General features: G+C 59.0%; 17 protein-coding genes. 6 read left to right on the top strand and 11 right to left on the bottom strand.

Annotation, left to right across the window (positions count from 1 at the left end):
• Nucleotides 1-8: 8 nt before the first annotated feature.
• From arnD to arnB, 4 genes are read right to left on the bottom strand one after another with little or no spacing between them, the layout of a single operon-like run.
• Complete coding sequence (gene arnD, locus LB453_RS11550; protein ID WP_103795921.1) at nt 9-893, bottom strand: 4-deoxy-4-formamido-L-arabinose-phosphoundecaprenol deformylase; 885 nt, start codon at nt 891-893, stop codon at nt 9-11.
• Nucleotides 890-2,869, bottom strand: a complete 1,980-nt coding sequence (gene arnA, locus LB453_RS11545; RefSeq protein WP_103795922.1) for a bifunctional UDP-4-amino-4-deoxy-L-arabinose formyltransferase/UDP-glucuronic acid oxidase ArnA — start codon at nt 2,867-2,869, stop codon at nt 890-892. Before arnA ends, arnD begins: the two co-directional genes overlap by 4 nt.
• Nucleotides 2,866-3,852 carry an undecaprenyl-phosphate 4-deoxy-4-formamido-L-arabinose transferase gene (arnC, locus tag LB453_RS11540; protein WP_103795923.1) on the bottom strand — a complete coding sequence of 329 codons (987 nt, stop codon included), beginning with the start codon at nt 3,850-3,852 and terminating at the stop codon, nt 2,866-2,868. Before arnC ends, arnA begins: the two co-directional genes overlap by 4 nt.
• Before the next feature lies 1 nt (nt 3,853).
• Nucleotides 3,854-4,990 carry a UDP-4-amino-4-deoxy-L-arabinose aminotransferase gene (gene arnB, locus LB453_RS11535; protein ID WP_103795924.1) on the bottom strand — a complete coding sequence of 379 codons (1,137 nt, stop codon included), beginning with the start codon at nt 4,988-4,990 and terminating at the stop codon, nt 3,854-3,856.
• Nucleotides 4,991-5,441: 451 nt separating this feature from the next.
• On the opposite strand from arnB, the gene LB453_RS11530 reads away from it, so the two are divergent.
• The gene (locus LB453_RS11530) at nt 5,442-5,858 is read left to right on the top strand and encodes a hypothetical protein (protein WP_224481741.1); all 417 of its coding nucleotides are present in this window, start codon (nt 5,442-5,444) and stop codon (nt 5,856-5,858) included.
• Here the strand turns inward: LB453_RS11530 and LB453_RS11525 are convergent.
• Nucleotides 5,784-6,188 (bottom strand): cupin domain-containing protein, encoded by a 405-nt coding sequence (locus tag LB453_RS11525; protein WP_224481740.1) that lies wholly within the window; start codon nt 6,186-6,188, stop codon nt 5,784-5,786. The two genes, LB453_RS11530 and LB453_RS11525, sit on opposite strands and share 75 nt — an antisense overlap.
• A 102-nt stretch (nt 6,189-6,290) precedes the next feature.
• Entirely contained in the window at nt 6,291-6,500 is a 210-nt protein-coding gene (locus LB453_RS11520; RefSeq protein ID WP_103795926.1) for a YdgH/BhsA/McbA-like domain containing protein, read from the bottom strand.
• A 399-nt stretch (nt 6,501-6,899) separates the two neighbouring features.
• Between LB453_RS11520 and sapC the strand changes: the two genes are divergently transcribed.
• The 5 genes from sapC to LB453_RS11495 all read left to right on the top strand — a co-directional run bounded on the left by sapC (nt 6,900) and on the right by LB453_RS11495 (nt 11,820).
• Nucleotides 6,900-7,790: a putrescine export ABC transporter permease SapC gene (sapC, locus tag LB453_RS11515; protein WP_103795927.1), complete on the top strand. Its 891-nt coding sequence runs from the start codon at nt 6,900-6,902 to the stop codon at nt 7,788-7,790.
• On the top strand, nt 7,790-8,785 hold the full coding sequence (gene sapD / locus LB453_RS11510; protein ID WP_103795928.1) for a putrescine export ABC transporter ATP-binding protein SapD: 996 nt from the start codon (nt 7,790-7,792) through the stop codon (nt 8,783-8,785). The genes sapC and sapD overlap by 1 nt, the downstream gene beginning before the upstream one ends.
• Nucleotides 8,786-9,589 (top strand): putrescine export ABC transporter ATP-binding protein SapF, encoded by an 804-nt coding sequence (gene sapF / locus LB453_RS11505; protein ID WP_103795929.1) that lies wholly within the window; start codon nt 8,786-8,788, stop codon nt 9,587-9,589. It begins immediately after the preceding gene.
• Nucleotides 9,590-9,708: 119 nt separating this feature from the next.
• The gene (gene fabI, locus LB453_RS11500) at nt 9,709-10,497 is read left to right on the top strand and encodes an enoyl-ACP reductase FabI (RefSeq protein WP_103795930.1); all 789 of its coding nucleotides are present in this window, start codon (nt 9,709-9,711) and stop codon (nt 10,495-10,497) included.
• Between the two features lie 195 nt (nt 10,498-10,692).
• Entirely contained in the window at nt 10,693-11,820 is a 1,128-nt protein-coding gene (locus tag LB453_RS11495; RefSeq protein WP_224481739.1) for a CMD domain-containing protein, read from the top strand.
• On the opposite strand, the gene LB453_RS11490 is transcribed toward LB453_RS11495, so the two are convergent.
• From LB453_RS11490 to LB453_RS11470, 5 genes are all read right to left on the bottom strand, one after another.
• Complete coding sequence (locus LB453_RS11490; protein WP_103795932.1) at nt 11,796-12,713, bottom strand: LysR family transcriptional regulator; 918 nt, start codon at nt 12,711-12,713, stop codon at nt 11,796-11,798. The two genes, LB453_RS11495 and LB453_RS11490, sit on opposite strands and share 25 nt — an antisense overlap.
• Before the next feature lie 162 nt (nt 12,714-12,875).
• Nucleotides 12,876-13,064 carry a hypothetical protein gene (locus tag LB453_RS11485; RefSeq protein ID WP_103795933.1) on the bottom strand — a complete coding sequence of 63 codons (189 nt, stop codon included), beginning with the start codon at nt 13,062-13,064 and terminating at the stop codon, nt 12,876-12,878.
• 98 nt (nt 13,065-13,162) lie between these two features.
• The gene (locus LB453_RS11480; protein WP_103795934.1) at nt 13,163-13,402 is read right to left on the bottom strand and encodes a hypothetical protein; all 240 of its coding nucleotides are present in this window, start codon (nt 13,400-13,402) and stop codon (nt 13,163-13,165) included.
• Between the two features lie 218 nt (nt 13,403-13,620).
• The gene (locus LB453_RS11475) at nt 13,621-13,782 is read right to left on the bottom strand and encodes a tail fiber assembly protein (RefSeq protein WP_103795935.1); all 162 of its coding nucleotides are present in this window, start codon (nt 13,780-13,782) and stop codon (nt 13,621-13,623) included.
• 57 nt (nt 13,783-13,839) lie between these two features.
• The gene (locus LB453_RS11470) at nt 13,840-14,028 is read right to left on the bottom strand and encodes a hypothetical protein (RefSeq protein ID WP_146053827.1); all 189 of its coding nucleotides are present in this window, start codon (nt 14,026-14,028) and stop codon (nt 13,840-13,842) included.
• Nucleotides 14,029-14,241: the final 213 nt, after the last annotated feature.

Raw genomic sequence — 14,241 nt, 5'->3', positions numbered from 1 at the left:
GTTTTGAGTTAGCGCTGGCAGCCCAGCCACCCTTCGCGCCCGGCGATCTCGCCGCGTACCACCTTGCCCTGCGGCAGCGTCGCGGCGTCCTCAGGCAGCAGCTCGCTGAGGGGACAAAAATGAATGCCCAGCCGCGCCGCGCGCCTCAGCAGATCGCGGAAAGCGGCCAGTCCCACAATGCCCTCCACCTCGGCGTGAATGGTGTAAACCGGCGATCCGCTGGCAGCCTGCATCTGTTCGAGGATGTAGTCGTTGAACTGCGCCGCGCTGACCTGCTGTCCGACCACTTCGTCCCAGGTCGGCAGGGTCACCGGAATTTGCACCGTCGCCGGGCTGCCGTCGGCCAGAAGCGGAACAAAAGGCCCGCTGCCGCGGCAGTCGCTGTTGTAGCGGAAGCCAAACGCCTCTTTGGCGGCGATAACGCGCGTATCGGCGCGCCAGCCCGCCACGGCGGAGCATGTGACAATGTCACCTAAAATCGCCTCCAGCGCCGCTTTGCCTCGCGCGATCTGCTCAGTCAGCTTCTGCTGCGGCCAGACGCCCGCCCAGGTTTGCCAGGCGAAGTGATCCCAGGCGTGCAGGCCGATTTCGTGATGCTCCGCCGCGGCGCGAATGGTGTCGGCCAGCCCGCGTCCAATATCCCGCCCCGGCCAGGCGGTGCCCGCCAGCAGGATCTCCCAGCCGTAGAGCGATGCCGCGCGCGAGCGCAGCATCTTCCACAGGAAGCGCGGCTTTATCAGCCGCCACAGGTGGCGTCCCATATTGTCCGGCCCGACGCTGAAAAAGAAGCTCGCCTGCAGCTGATGCAGGCTGAACTGCTCCAGCAGCGCCGGCACCCCCAGCTTTGTGCCGCGCCAGGTGTCGACATCAACGCGCAGTCCTACTCTCTTCATGGCTTCTCCTGAAGCTCGACGGTGCGCAGGAAGAAATCGAGCGTATTGTCGATGGTGGTGTCCATCGCCACCGTCGGCGTCCAGTCCAGCAGGCGGCGCGCGTTTTTGATCGCCGGTTTGCGATGCTCGACATCCTGATAGCCCTTGCCGTAGTAGCTGCTGCTTTCCACCTCGCGGAAACCGGCGAACGGCGGGAAGCGGTCGCGCAGCGGATGGCGCTCAAAGCTCGCCAGCAGGCGCTCCGCCAGCTCTTTGATGCTGGCCTCGTTGTCGGGATTGCCGATGTTGACGATCTGGCCGTCGCAGTTGCCGTTTTTGTTTTCAATAATGCGGAACAGCGCTTCAATGCCGTCGCGAATATCGGTAAAGCAGCGCTTCTGCGCGCCGCCGTCAATCAGCTTGATTGGCGAGCCTTCCACCAGGTTAAGGATCAGCTGGGTGATGGCGCGTGAGCTGCCGATACGGGCGGCGTTCAGGTTGTCGAGGCGCGGCCCCATCCAGTTAAAGGGCCGGAACAGGGTAAAGCGCAGCCCCTCTTTTTCGCCGTAGGCCCAGATAACGCGGTCGAGCAGCTGTTTCGACACCGAGTAGATCCAGCGCTGCTTGTTGATCGGGCCGACCACCAGGCTGGAGTGATCCTCGTCGAAGTGCTTGTCGGTGCACATGCCGTAGACTTCGGAGGTCGAGGGGAAGATGATGCGCTTTTTGTACTTCACGCAGTCGCGGATAATCTTCAGGTTCTCTTCAAAGTCGAGTTCGAACACGCGCAGCGGATTGCGGGTGTACTCGATCGGCGTGGCGATCGCCACCAGCGGCAGCACGACGTCGCACTTCTTGATGTGATATTCAATCCACTCGGAGTGAATGCTGATATCGCCTTCGACAAAGTGGAAACGCGGCTGGGCGAGAAAGCGGCTGATGGCGTCGGAGCCGATATCCAGCCCGTAGACCTCAAAGTTATCATCCTGCAGCAGCCGCTCGGTCAGGTGGTTGCCGATAAAGCCGTTAACGCCGAGGATCAGCACGCGGGTGCGGCGCTTTACCGCCGCGACCGGCTGCGAATAGAGCAGCGCGCCCGGCACCATGCCCAGGCTTTGCGCCAGCTGGCTGCCGTTCATATAGACGCCGTTATCGCTCTGGCCGGTCAGCACCTCCAGCGCCCCTTCGCCGCAGGCGATCAGAAAGGGATCGACCGACAGCACCGTACCGGGCTTCGCCTGCGGCGCGTCCGCGTGTACGCGCCCTTTCCATACCACGAACTTGAGCGTTCCGGCCCAGGCAAAGGCCCCTGGCCAGGGATCGGTAACGGCGCGCACCAGATTGTTCACCCGCTGCGCCGGCCATTCCCAGTTGATGCGCCCATCCTCCGGCGTGCGGCGGCCGACCGTGGTTGCTTCGCTGTTGTTCTGCGGCCGAGCGGCGATCTCGCCGCGCTTCATCGCCGGCAGCGTGCCCTCCAGCAGTTCGGCTGCGCAGGCAACCAGCTTGCGGTGCAGCGTCAGCGCGTTATCCTGGGCATCGATCGCCACGCGCTGCTGCGCCACGATATCGCCGGCGTCGGCGCGCTTCACCATGCGGTGCAGCGTCACGCCGGTCTCTGTTTCGCCGTTGACCAGCACCCAGTTGAGCGGCGCGCGGCCACGGTATTTCGGCAGCAGCGAACCGTGCAGATTAAAAGCACCGAGGCGGGCGCTGCGCAAAATGTTATCGCTCAGCAGCGCGCGGTAGTAGAAAGAGAAGATAATGTCCGGCTGCATCGCTTTGATGCGATCGACCCACAGCGGATGACTGGCATCCTCCGGCGCGTATACCGGAATGCCCTGCTCCGCCGCCAGACGCGCCACGGAAGGAAAGGCGTGGCTCTCCGGCGAGGTATCGGCATGGGTGAAGATGGCGCTGATTTCATAACCGGCGTTCAGCAGCGCGCTGATGCCCGTACAGCCCATTTCGGCGTAGGCGAAGACGATGGTTTTCATTGCTCAGATTCCTGTACAGAAGAGGCTTTTTGCTGGGGGTGGATGACACGCTGGATAAAGTAGCGAGGCCGCGCGCGCACGTCGTTGTAGATACGGCCGATATATTCGCCAAGCAGGCCCATGCCGATAAACTGCGCGCCGACAAAAATAAACAGGATGGCGAACAGCACAAAGACGCCGTCGCCCGCCCAGCTGGCACCGAGGAACAGGCGCAGCGCCATTAACACCAGCGAGAAGGCGAAACCGGCCAGCGCGATCAGGCTGCCGACGATGCTCAGCAGACGCAGCGGCGTGGTGGTCAGGCAGGTGACCAGGTCGTACATCAGGTTAATCAGCTTCATAACGCTGTATTTGGAGTCGCCAAATTCCCGCTCGGCGTGGGCCACCGGCAGTTCGATAGTGCGGCGCGCAAAGGTGTTGGCGAGTATCGGAATAAAGGTGCTGCGCTCGTGGCAGTTAAGCATCGCATCAACGATATGGCGGCGATAGGCGCGCAGCATGCAGCCGTAGTCCCCCATCGCTTTTCCGGTAACGCGCTGGATCAGATGGTTGATGGTGCGCGAGGCGCGACGGCGGAACCAGCTGTCCTGGCGGTTCTGGCGCACGGTGCCCACCACGTCATAGCCCTGCTGCGCCGCGCGCACCAGGTTCGGGATCTCCTCCGGCGGGTTTTGCAGATCGGCGTCCAGCGTGACGATCAGATCGCCGGAGACATGGCTGAACCCGGCCATAATCGCCGAGTGCTGACCATAGTTGCGGTTCAGCAACACGCCGACCACATGGCTGCCGGGCATATCGGCGGCGTCGTCAATCATCTGGGCGGAACGGTCGGCGCTGCCGTCATCCACCAGCAGAATTTCATACTGCAGCCCCAGCGTGGCGCAGGCGGCGTCGGTACGGCGCACCAGCTCCGCCAGGCTCTCCTCTTCGTTGTAGACCGGAATGACCACGGAAACTTTGCGAATCGCTTTTTCCTGCTGCATCTCAGCCTCCTGCCAGCTGACGCAACGCGCTGATAACGCGGGTGACGTCGTCATCGCGCATATCCGGGAACAGCGGTAGCGAGCAAATGCGCTCGCTGTTCCACTCGGTGTTGGGCAGCGAGAGCTGCGGGTAGCGTTCGCGGTAATATTTATGGGTGTGCGCGGCGCGAAAATGGAGGCCGGTGCCGATATCCTGCGCCTTCAGCGCCTCCATAAGCCCGTCGCGGCTGATGCCGCATGCCGCCTCGTCGACGCGAATAATAAACAGATGCCAGGCGTGCTGATGGGGCCAGGCCGGCTGCGCCAGTGGCAGAAACGGCGTGTCGGCCAGCTCGCGCAGATAGCGCTGGGCGATGGCGGCGCGGCGCGCGTTAAAGGCGGAGAGTTTCTCCAGCTGCACCAGCGCAATGGCCGCGCTGATATCGGGCAGGTTGTACTTGAAGCCGGGCATCACCACTTCCGCCTGCGGCTTGCGGCCGTGAGTATGACGATCGTAGGCGTCGACCCCCAGCCCGTGGAATTTCAGGCTGCGCATGCGATCCGCCAGCTGCGCGTCGTCGGTGACGATCAGGCCGCCTTCGGCGCAGGTCATATTTTTAATGGCGTGAAACGAGAAAATTGCGGTGCCCGCGCTGCCGATATGACGTCCCTGGTAATAGCAGCCCGCCGCGTGGGCGGCATCTTCAATCACCGGAATGGCGTAGCGTTCGCCGAGGGCGCGGATCGCATCGATATCCGCAGGCGCGCCGGCGTAGTGCACCGGAATAATGGCGCGGGTGCGCGGCGTGATGGCGGCTTCGATCTGTTCTGGCGTGACCATCAGCGTATCGCGGTCGATATCGATCATCACCGGCGTAGCACCCAGCAGCGTGATGATATTCAGGGTGGAAACCCACGTCAGCGACGGCGTAATGACCTCATCGCCAGGCTGAATATCTAATGCCAGCAGCGCAACGTGCATTCCAGCGGTTGCCGAGCTGACGGCGATGGCGTGCTGATTGCCAGTCAGCTGGCAGAACGCCTGCTCCAGCGCCGCATTTTGCGGGCCAGTCGTGATCCACCCCGATTCAAACACCGCTTTGACCGCCGCCAGCTCATCTTCACCCAACGAAGGCCGCGAAAAAGAGAGAAATGACATAGTTAAATTCCATCCGTTCAAGATGTCTAAAATAAAAAATGCTCACGCGCCGCCTGAAGAAATAATTCTTACAAAGATGAAGCAATTGTTTCCTTTAGACGTAGCTTTGATGAATCTCGCCAGCCTTTCTGCCTCAGAAAAGGATTGAGAAAATAATGCTAGCGAAACCTTAAGACAGCCTTAATCAGGCTGGCGCTTTTTTTCATCTGGCGCGGGAGGGAATTCAGAAGCAGGCAAGAGGGTTAAGGCTATTAAACACATCGCGTTTTGTTTTTATTATTTATGCTGCAATCGTGCAGCTGGAGCCTGTATCCAGCTTCAGTCAAATCAGCAAAATGACGCAGTAAGCTGGAGATTCCCGCCTATTTTTCTGTTATTAATCGCCTGATGATTAGCGTGCAAATAAATATAATACCCATAAAAACAGGATGATAAATTAAAACCCCACACTATGAATTTTATTTTTCTCCCCAGAAACAATCTACCCGCCTTCAGAAAACATTCTGCTAAACGTTTTGCCCGCTGGCTGACAGCAATAAACAAACGGGCGGATAATAAGCGTAACCGAGGCGTTCCGCCTTATTCAGGCAAACAAAAAATCAGCGTGAATATTATGCGGCAATTAGAGCCAGGTAACAGGTTGGGAGGGAAAATAAAGCAGACAGGCGGGTCTTTTTTTTACTGCGATGCTGCAATTGTTTATCATCGGTTTAGGTTTAAAAAGGGTTCTTATCGCCAGCAGCCTGAGGCGTTAAATAGCGACGCCTCGCTGCTGGCCATGCTGACGTTATGGCTAGAACTCCGCCTCCTCGCCCGGCAGCGACTCAGAAAGCGGCTGACCTTCGACGCCCGCGTAGAAAATCACTAACTCCGTCGGCTCGTCGGTCGTGTAGCCGCGGTGCGCGCTGTCGATGGTTTCGTTGAGGGCCTCTCCCGCGCCTGCGTGGTAGCGTTCACCGCTGTTTTTATCTTCGATGGTCAACCGGCCGGAAAGAATATAGGCGGTATTGGGCATGGGATGGGTATGCCAGGGAAGTTCGCTGTGGGCGGGTAATGACATGCGCATCACCGAAATTTGCGGTTTGCCGGCTGGATAGGCGTGATACGGCTGGCCGTTCCAGGCGCTTCCGCTCTGCAATACCTGCCTGTGCGTAACCTCTGCTGGGCGTGGCTCTGAGGTGGGCTTACTCTCCGTCATGGTCTCTCCTCTCCGTTAATCTCTTAACAGAGTGTAGCGGACCCGACGCGTCAGACATGCCAAAGGCCGCATTACGCGGCCTCTGAAACCGATATTACAGCGCTATTTGATCAGTTCCGCTGAAACGTAGGCGCCGTTATCAAAGCGAGCCCCGGTGATTTTGTAAGATGCGCCAGCCTGATGCGCCTGTGCGGCGATCTGCGCTTCCGCCGCGTCGAGCGTCGGGGCTGAAGCGGTCACGCTCTGAGCGAAGCTGCCAAATGAGACGAGTGAGAGAGCAGCAACTACAACGAAAGTTTTGATGGTTTTCATGGTCATTTCCTTGAGTATGTTTTCAGTTGGTGAGGCGTTCTGCCTCGATGGAGAGATAATGCGCCTGCTCACCCTGCTTTAAAAGCTGAGATATTTGCTTTTAAACCACAAAATTATTGAACGACTTTTGCGCCTACCATTCAGCCTGTCTGACCGCGTGGTGATTGTCGATCTATCGGCGCAAATCCTGAGCGTCCGTCAGCCCCGAACGAAATTGCTGCCGCCCTTTCCTTGCCTGTAAGCGGGTTATCGACGGATAATCCCCTGATGACTTCGTCACGCTGACTCTGCTAAGGCGCAGCCCGACGCAATAACGCTGAAAATTTAGGCAAAGCATTGATATGAATGAAAAACGTAAAGCGCTGCACTTTACGCTGATTTCCCTTGAGGCGGTGGCGTATGGCCTACGATAACGTCTACGCCGAAAAACGGCTGCCCGGCGCATTTCGCCGCAGCTGGCACCATTTCTATCGCAACACCACCGCCATGATTGGGCTTTACGGCTTTGGCGTGCTGCTGTTTCTCTGCCTGTTCGGCGGACTGCTGGCGCCCTACGGCATCGATCAGCAGTTCCTCGGCTATCAGCTGCTGCCGCCCTCCTGGTCGCGCTACGGCGACGTTTCGTTTTTCCTTGGCACCGACGATCTGGGGCGCGACGTGCTGAGCCGCCTGCTGAGCGGCGTGGCACCGACCGTGGGTTCGGCGATTCTGGTGACGCTCCTGGTTACGCTGTGCGGACTGGCGCTTGGCGTGCTGGCGGGCATTACGCACGGCTTGCGCTCGGCCATTATGAATCACGTGCTGGATACCCTGTTGTCGATCCCCACGCTGCTGCTGGCGATTATCGTGGTGGCGTTTCTTGGCCCGCGCCTTGAGCACGCGCTGCTGGCGGTCTGGCTGGCGCTGTTGCCGCGTATGGTGCGCGCCACCTACAGCGCGGTGCATGACGAGCTGGAAAAAGAGTATGTGGTGGCGGCCCGTCTCGACGGTGCCAGCAACGTCGATATTCTGCGCCATGCGATTCTGCCCAACGTGCTGCCGATGCTGATCAGCGAAGTGACGCGCTCGCTGTCGCTGGCGATTCTCGATATCGCCGCGCTCGGCTTTCTCGATCTCGGCGCGCAGCTGCCCTCGCCCGAATGGGGCGCGATGCTCGGCGATTCGCTGGAGCTGGTTTATGTCGCGCCCTGGACCGTGATGCTGCCGGGCGTCGCGCTGATGATCAGCGTATTAATCGTTAACCTGCTGGGCGACGGTATTCGCCGCGCTGTAGAGGCGGGAGTGGAATAATGCCGTTACTCGATATTCGTAATCTGACCATTGAATTTATGACCGCCGACGGTCCCGTAAAGGCGGTTGACCGCATCAACCTGACGCTGATGGAAGGCGAAGTTCGTGGGTTAGTGGGCGAGTCGGGATCGGGCAAGAGCCTGGTGGCGAAGGCGATCTGCGGCGTGACCAAAGATAACTGGCGCGTCACCGCCGATCGCATGGTGTTCGACGATATCGACCTGCTGCGCCTGTCGCCGCGCGAGCGTCGTCGCATCGTCGGCCATAACGTGTCGATGATTTTTCAGGAGCCGCAGTCCTGTCTCGATCCCTCTGAGCGCATCGGCCGCCAGCTGATGCAGGCGATTCCGCGCTGGACCTATAAAGGTGCGTGGATGGGACGCTTCTGGTTCTGGCGCAAAACGCGCGCCATTGAGCTGCTGCACCGCGTCGGCATCAAAGATCATAAAGATATTATGCGCAGCTTCCCCTATGAGCTGACCGAAGGCGAATGCCAGAAGGTGATGATCGCCATCGCGCTGGCCAACCAGCCGCGGCTGCTGATCGCCGACGAACCTACTAACGCCATGGAGCCAACGACCCAGGCGCAAATTTTTCGCCTGCTGAGCCGCCTTAACCAGAACAACAACACCACGATCCTGCTGATTAGCCACGACCTGCGCACCATGAGCCAGTGGGCGGATCGCATTAACGTGATGTACTGCGGGCAGACCGTTGAAACCGCCGGCAGCGACGATCTGATCGCCACGCCGCATCATCCTTATACTCAGGCGCTGATCCGCGCGATGCCCGATTTCGGCCGCGCGCTGCCGCACAAGAGCCGTCTTAACACCCTCTCCGGCGCTATTCCGTCGCTGGAGAGCCTGCCGATTGGCTGTCGGCTCGGCCCGCGCTGCCCCTATGCGCAGCGCAAATGCGTGGAAACCCCGCGCCTGAGCGGCAGCAAGACGCACCTTTTTGCCTGCCATTTTCCGCTGAATATGGAGGAGCAGTAGATGGAGACGCTGCTTGAAGTGCGCAATCTGAGCAAAACCTTCCGCTATCGCACCGGACTTTTTCGCCGCCAGCACGTCGAGGCGGTGAAGTCGGTGAGCTTTATTCTGCGCGAGAAGCAGACGCTGGCGATTATCGGCGAAAACGGCTCCGGCAAATCGACGCTGGCAAAAATGCTGAGCGGCATGGTGGCACCCACCACCGGTGAAATTGTGATTAACGACCATCCGCTGGAGTTTGGCGACTACGGCTACCGCAGCCAGCGCATCCGCATGATTTTTCAGGATCCCTCAACGTCGCTTAATCCACGCCAGCGCGTCAGCCAGATCCTCGACCTGCCGCTGCGCCTGAACAGCGATCTGACGCCGGAAGCGCGCGAGAAGCGCATCATCGCCACGCTGCGCCAGGTGGGACTGCTGCGCGATCACGCCGGCTACTATCCCCATATGCTGGCGCCGGGACAGAAGCAGCGCCTCGGCCTGGCGCGCGCGCTGATCCTGCAGCCGAAGGTGATTATCGCCGACGAGGCCCTCGCCTCGCTCGATATGACAATGCGCTCTCAGCTGGTCAATCTGATGCTGGAGCTACAGGAGCAGCACGGCATCACCTATATTTATGTGACGCAGCATCTCGGCATGATGAAGCACATCAGCGATCAGGTGCTGGTGATGCATCAGGGAGAGGTCGTCGAGCGCGGCGGCACCGCCGACGTGCTGGCTTCGCCGCTGCACGATCTGACTAAGCGACTGATTACCAGCCACTTTGGCGAAGCGCTGACCGCAGAAGCCTGGCGGCGCGAGTCCTGATTCAGGTTGGTTTACCCCATTTACCTGAGACGTGCTAGAATCCGCACGTCGATTAACGTCGGTCGTCTTTTTTTTAACCAATGCGACCGCCAACAACAATGACCATAAGGATTACAGCTATGGGTTTTCTTTCCGGTAAGCGCATTCTGATTACTGGCGTTGCCAGTAAACTCTCTATTGCCTACGGAATTGCGCAGGCGATGCACAAGCAGGGCGCAGAACTGGCTTTCACCTACCAGAACGACAAACTGAAAGGTCGTGTGGAAGAGTTTGCTAAAGAACTGGGTTCAGACATTGTTCTGCCGTGCGATGTGGCTGAAGACGAGAGCATCAAATCGCTGTTTACTGAGCTGGCAAAAACCTGGCCAAAATTTGACGGTTTCGTTCACTCAATCGGCTTCGCCCCGGGCGACCAGCTGGATGGCGACTATGTGAACGCCGTTACCCGCGAAGGCTTCAAAATCGCGCACGACATCAGCGCCTACAGCTTTGTGGCGATGGCGAAAGAGTGCCGCGAGATGCTGAACCCGAATTCAGCCCTGCTGACGCTCTCCTACCTGGGCGCAGAGCGCGCGATCCCGAACTACAACGTTATGGGTCTGGCCAAAGCGTCGCTGGAAGCCAACGTGCGCTATATGGCGAACGCGATGGGTCCGGAAGGCGTGCGCGTCAATGCCGTATCCGCCGGTCCGATCCGTACTCTGGCGGCGTCAGGCATCAAGGATTTCCGCAAGATGCTGGCACACTGCGAAGCGGTTACCCCGATTCGCCGTACCGTCACCATCGAAGACGTCGGCAACTCGGCGGCGTTCCTCTGTTCTGACCTGGCCGGCGGCATCACCGGCGAGATCGTTCACGTAGATGGCGGCTTCAGCATCGCCGCGATGAACGAGCTTGAACTGAAATAAGTTTCAAGGGCGAGCCTGGCTCGCCCTTTTTTTTGCCTGTTTTTCCCGCCTTATAGCTACGCGCTATTAATTATCACCGATCGGTCTTTTGCCCTTCTCTGCCGTTAAGCGACGATAAGCCAGCCCCCGGGCGCGCGTCACGGTTTCGGATTCACGCCATGCGCGACGTGCCAGTTATTTGCAAAAGGAATAACCATGGAACAACGCCGCTACCCTGGCCACAACCACTGGTTTTACGAGAGCCAGACCAGCCCGCACGCCATTCAGGCCGAGCCGCTGGTTCCCGAAGCAGCCCTTATTAACGACCGTTTTCTGCTCGGCCTGCAGCAGGAGGCGAATGCGCTTCAGCCGCTGTTGCAGGCCAGCCAGCCGATGCTGCTGGCCTCCCGCGATCTCTGCCAGCTGCTGTTCCCCGATCGCCTGACGGCGACGCTGACCCATACACTTACCCTTTACGATCGCCTCAGCACCGCGCTGACCGTGGCGCAGGTTGCGGGAGTGCAGCGGCTGTGCAATCACTACTCGGCGCGGCTTAATCCGCTGCCCGGCCCCGACTCGTCGCGCGAAAGCAATAACCGCCTGACCCAGCTGACGCAATATGCGCGCCAGCTGGCGATGCAGCCCGAGCTGATCAACGCGGCGGCGCTCAGGGCGCTCGATGCCGTTGGCCTGACCGAGCCGGATATCGTGACGCTGAATCAGATCGTCGGCTTCGTCAGCTATCAGGCGCGCGTGGTGGCCGGTTTACAGGCGCTGCTGGCGCTGCCGGTTCGCTGGTTGCCGGGGGTGACGCCGCCGCCTGACGCCGACCGCGACGGGTTTGCGGAAAAGCACCTGTGGAAACCAGGCGTTAAGCCGCTGGAGCTGCGCTACGCCAGCGCCGAGCAGCTGGCTGCCGTGACCTTCTGCCAGCCGCGTCCCGATCTCGCTGATGCGGTCTGGCTGCTGGCGCACGACCCTGCCGCGCTCTATGGCTGGCAAACCCTACGCCAGCGCATCGCCCCGACCGCCTTTACCCCGCTGGCGGAGGCGACCTGCGCGCGCGCGCTCGGCAGCCGCTGGGCGTTTCAGTTTTTCCCGGATGAGGTTCGCGAGGTGCTGCTGGCGTCGGTGGATGACGCTGCCGACCAGCCGACGACCCAGGGCCGCATCGTTGCGCTGGCGGCGCAGCTGACCCGTTCGCCGGAGCGTTTCAGCGCCGCGCATCTGCAGCCGCTGGTTAACGAAGGCTGGCAGCCGGATGCGCTGTTCGCCCTGATCCAGGCGGTGGCGATCGGCAACTGGAACAGTCGACTGTTTTACGCCATGGGCGAAGCGGCGTAGCCCTCAAGGTGGCTGCGCGCCTCGTCGAAGAAGTGCTGTGACAGCGGCGAGGCGCGACCCGGTTCGGCAATGACCAGCGCCGCCTGGCGCGCCATAGTGGTGATGGCTATCGGCCGCTGCGCCATGCCCTGCAGCATTGACGGTAGCAGGTGGCCGACAGGCGATACCAGCACCCCCAGCCCCACCTGGGCGCTCTGCACCAGTTCAAGGATCGCTGCGCTCTCTACCATCACCTGCGGCGTCAGCCCCGCCTCGCGGAAGGCCATATCCAGATAGCGGCGAAAATAGCGGGTCGGCTCGGAGAGGCAGAGCGGCAAGGCGGCCAGCGCGGCGAGCGACAGCGGCTCGTCGCCCAGCAGTTCAGGGAACTGCGCCGGATCGAATATCGCTTCGACGCCGCGCTCAGGCAGAAACGCCGTCTGAAAGTGCAGTTCGCGCAGCGTCGCCAGCTCGAAAAAGCCGATGCCGACGTCGACCGTATGGCTGTTGAGCGCCTCCAGCAGCTGATCGGCGCTCAGTGCGGCGATGCGGTAGTTAAGCTGCGGGTAGCGGCTCTGCACTTTTTTCAGCAGATCGGGCAGCGCCACGCTGCACTGCGGCATGACGCCGATGCGCAGCGTGCCGTTAACGCCGTGCTTTAACGACTCCACTTCCAGCTTCAGGCCCTGATAGACCGATACGATCTCCCGCGCCCACGCCAGCACCCGATCCCCTTCCGGCGTAAAGCCGACAAAGTTATTGCTGCGGTTGATTAGCGACAGGCCGAGTTCACGCTCGAGGTTTTTCAGACGCATAGAGAGCGTCGGCTGGCTGACGAAGCTGGCTTCAGCCGCGCGGCCGAAATGGCGCTCTCGCTCGAGGTTGCAGAGGTAGATGAGTTGCTTTATGTCTATTTTGATTACCTGTTAATAACGTAAAAACGATTTCTGTGTGCAATTAAAATGATGTACTCGCAGATGTACTCAATAAAAATGGCTGTTATTTAGGATTAATCTTCAGGTAGCGCTGGCGGCTTGTCAACGTGAAGCCCAAAATGAGAATCGAAGTTGCTGCACTCAGATCGTCGGCCGGAACTTACTATTATCATCGACCATCGTGGCAGTAACTTTACCCTGCACGATGATTCCTTTCAGCCCTTCCCCGGGGATGGTTGCGTCGTAGTGCGTTATCAGCCCGGAAGCGAACAGCTTGCCCACCATTGGATAACCGTCGTACTGGAACGCCACCTCGTGGTCTTGCTTCATCTTTACGCAGCGGTCAAGGATGACAGACCTGCCTGACGTCTCGATGCGGAAGGCGCTGCACAATGGAGGCTAGAAGCTTTCTTCTATATATGATGCGCTTATCTCACATACCCCATGTTGCGCAGGGCCCACGTCTTGTTCTCTCCGCCGTCCGTGACGAGTTCGAAAAAGAACGTCTGATAGCGCTTAATCCACCGGTTGCACTCCTCCATAGGCGAGTGATGGTTGTACTTTTTGAGCGCTAAGCGAAAGTCATTTGTTGTCACTAACCGCCGGTTTTTAGCGTTCAGCTTGATCGCATCTTTGAAAGCCGCGGTGATTTCATGATCGCGTGGCATAAAACTACCCTGTAAATTGACTGCATATAAACACAGTTATATTGAGGTGTGTTTTTGGCAAGCCGTTGCGGTTCGGATTTTTGTAAAGCTGGCTCTGGCACGGAGTTGAGTCTGGATAACCAAGGCGTGAGCGGTTAATCTTTAGCCACCCCGCCCCGTAGCCTGCTCAGATCGGCGCGGACTACCTCTGCCCCGTCGCCGGGGCTTTTTCATGACGGTCATTGAGGCCATTTAATTTCTTCGGAAGTACTAGCATCAATTCTGCTTAGTAAAACTTGATACTTTTTCCACAGGGGTAGTAAGGTGGATTCTTCATCTGTCGCCATATCAAGATCCACTGCATCTTGCAGAATTGAAATAGTATGTGTAGCTTCTGCCATAAGGGAATCTTTTAATGATGAATTAGCAGCTTTTTGCTCGCCTTGCTGCTCAGCTAATTATTCAGCAGTAGGTTCCGGCGCGGTGAATTTACCATTTGAGTATGAGTATCCAGCGCTAATAAACAGTTCGTCTGGAACGCTCACTGCTTCTACTCCTTCACCAAAATCAACTGGCGCAACGTCTGGGCCTTCCCATGCGATGGTATTGATTACCATTCTGTCTTCAATTAGTGCGTAGCTACCCATTATGCATACTCCCAAATAATTACTGCGCCTAGAGCGCCTTTCCCACCCGGACGAGAAGTTGCTCCAGTAGACAGGTTTATTGCTCCCCCGCCACCTGATCCCGCTCCTGTTCCATCGTTTCCACTCTGAAAGCCTGAACCGCCATTGCCAGGTGGTGAGTCCCCGCCATTACCTGATGAACCTGCTGAGGTGCTGGTCAATACGCCATGTCTT

The organism is Pantoea agglomerans, from assembly GCF_020149765.1.
In the GTDB taxonomy this organism is placed as follows: Bacteria; Pseudomonadota; Gammaproteobacteria; order Enterobacterales; family Enterobacteriaceae; genus Pantoea; species Pantoea alvi.
Note: the sequence above shows the minus strand (reverse complement) of the source record. Positions and strands in the feature narration are given on the sequence as shown.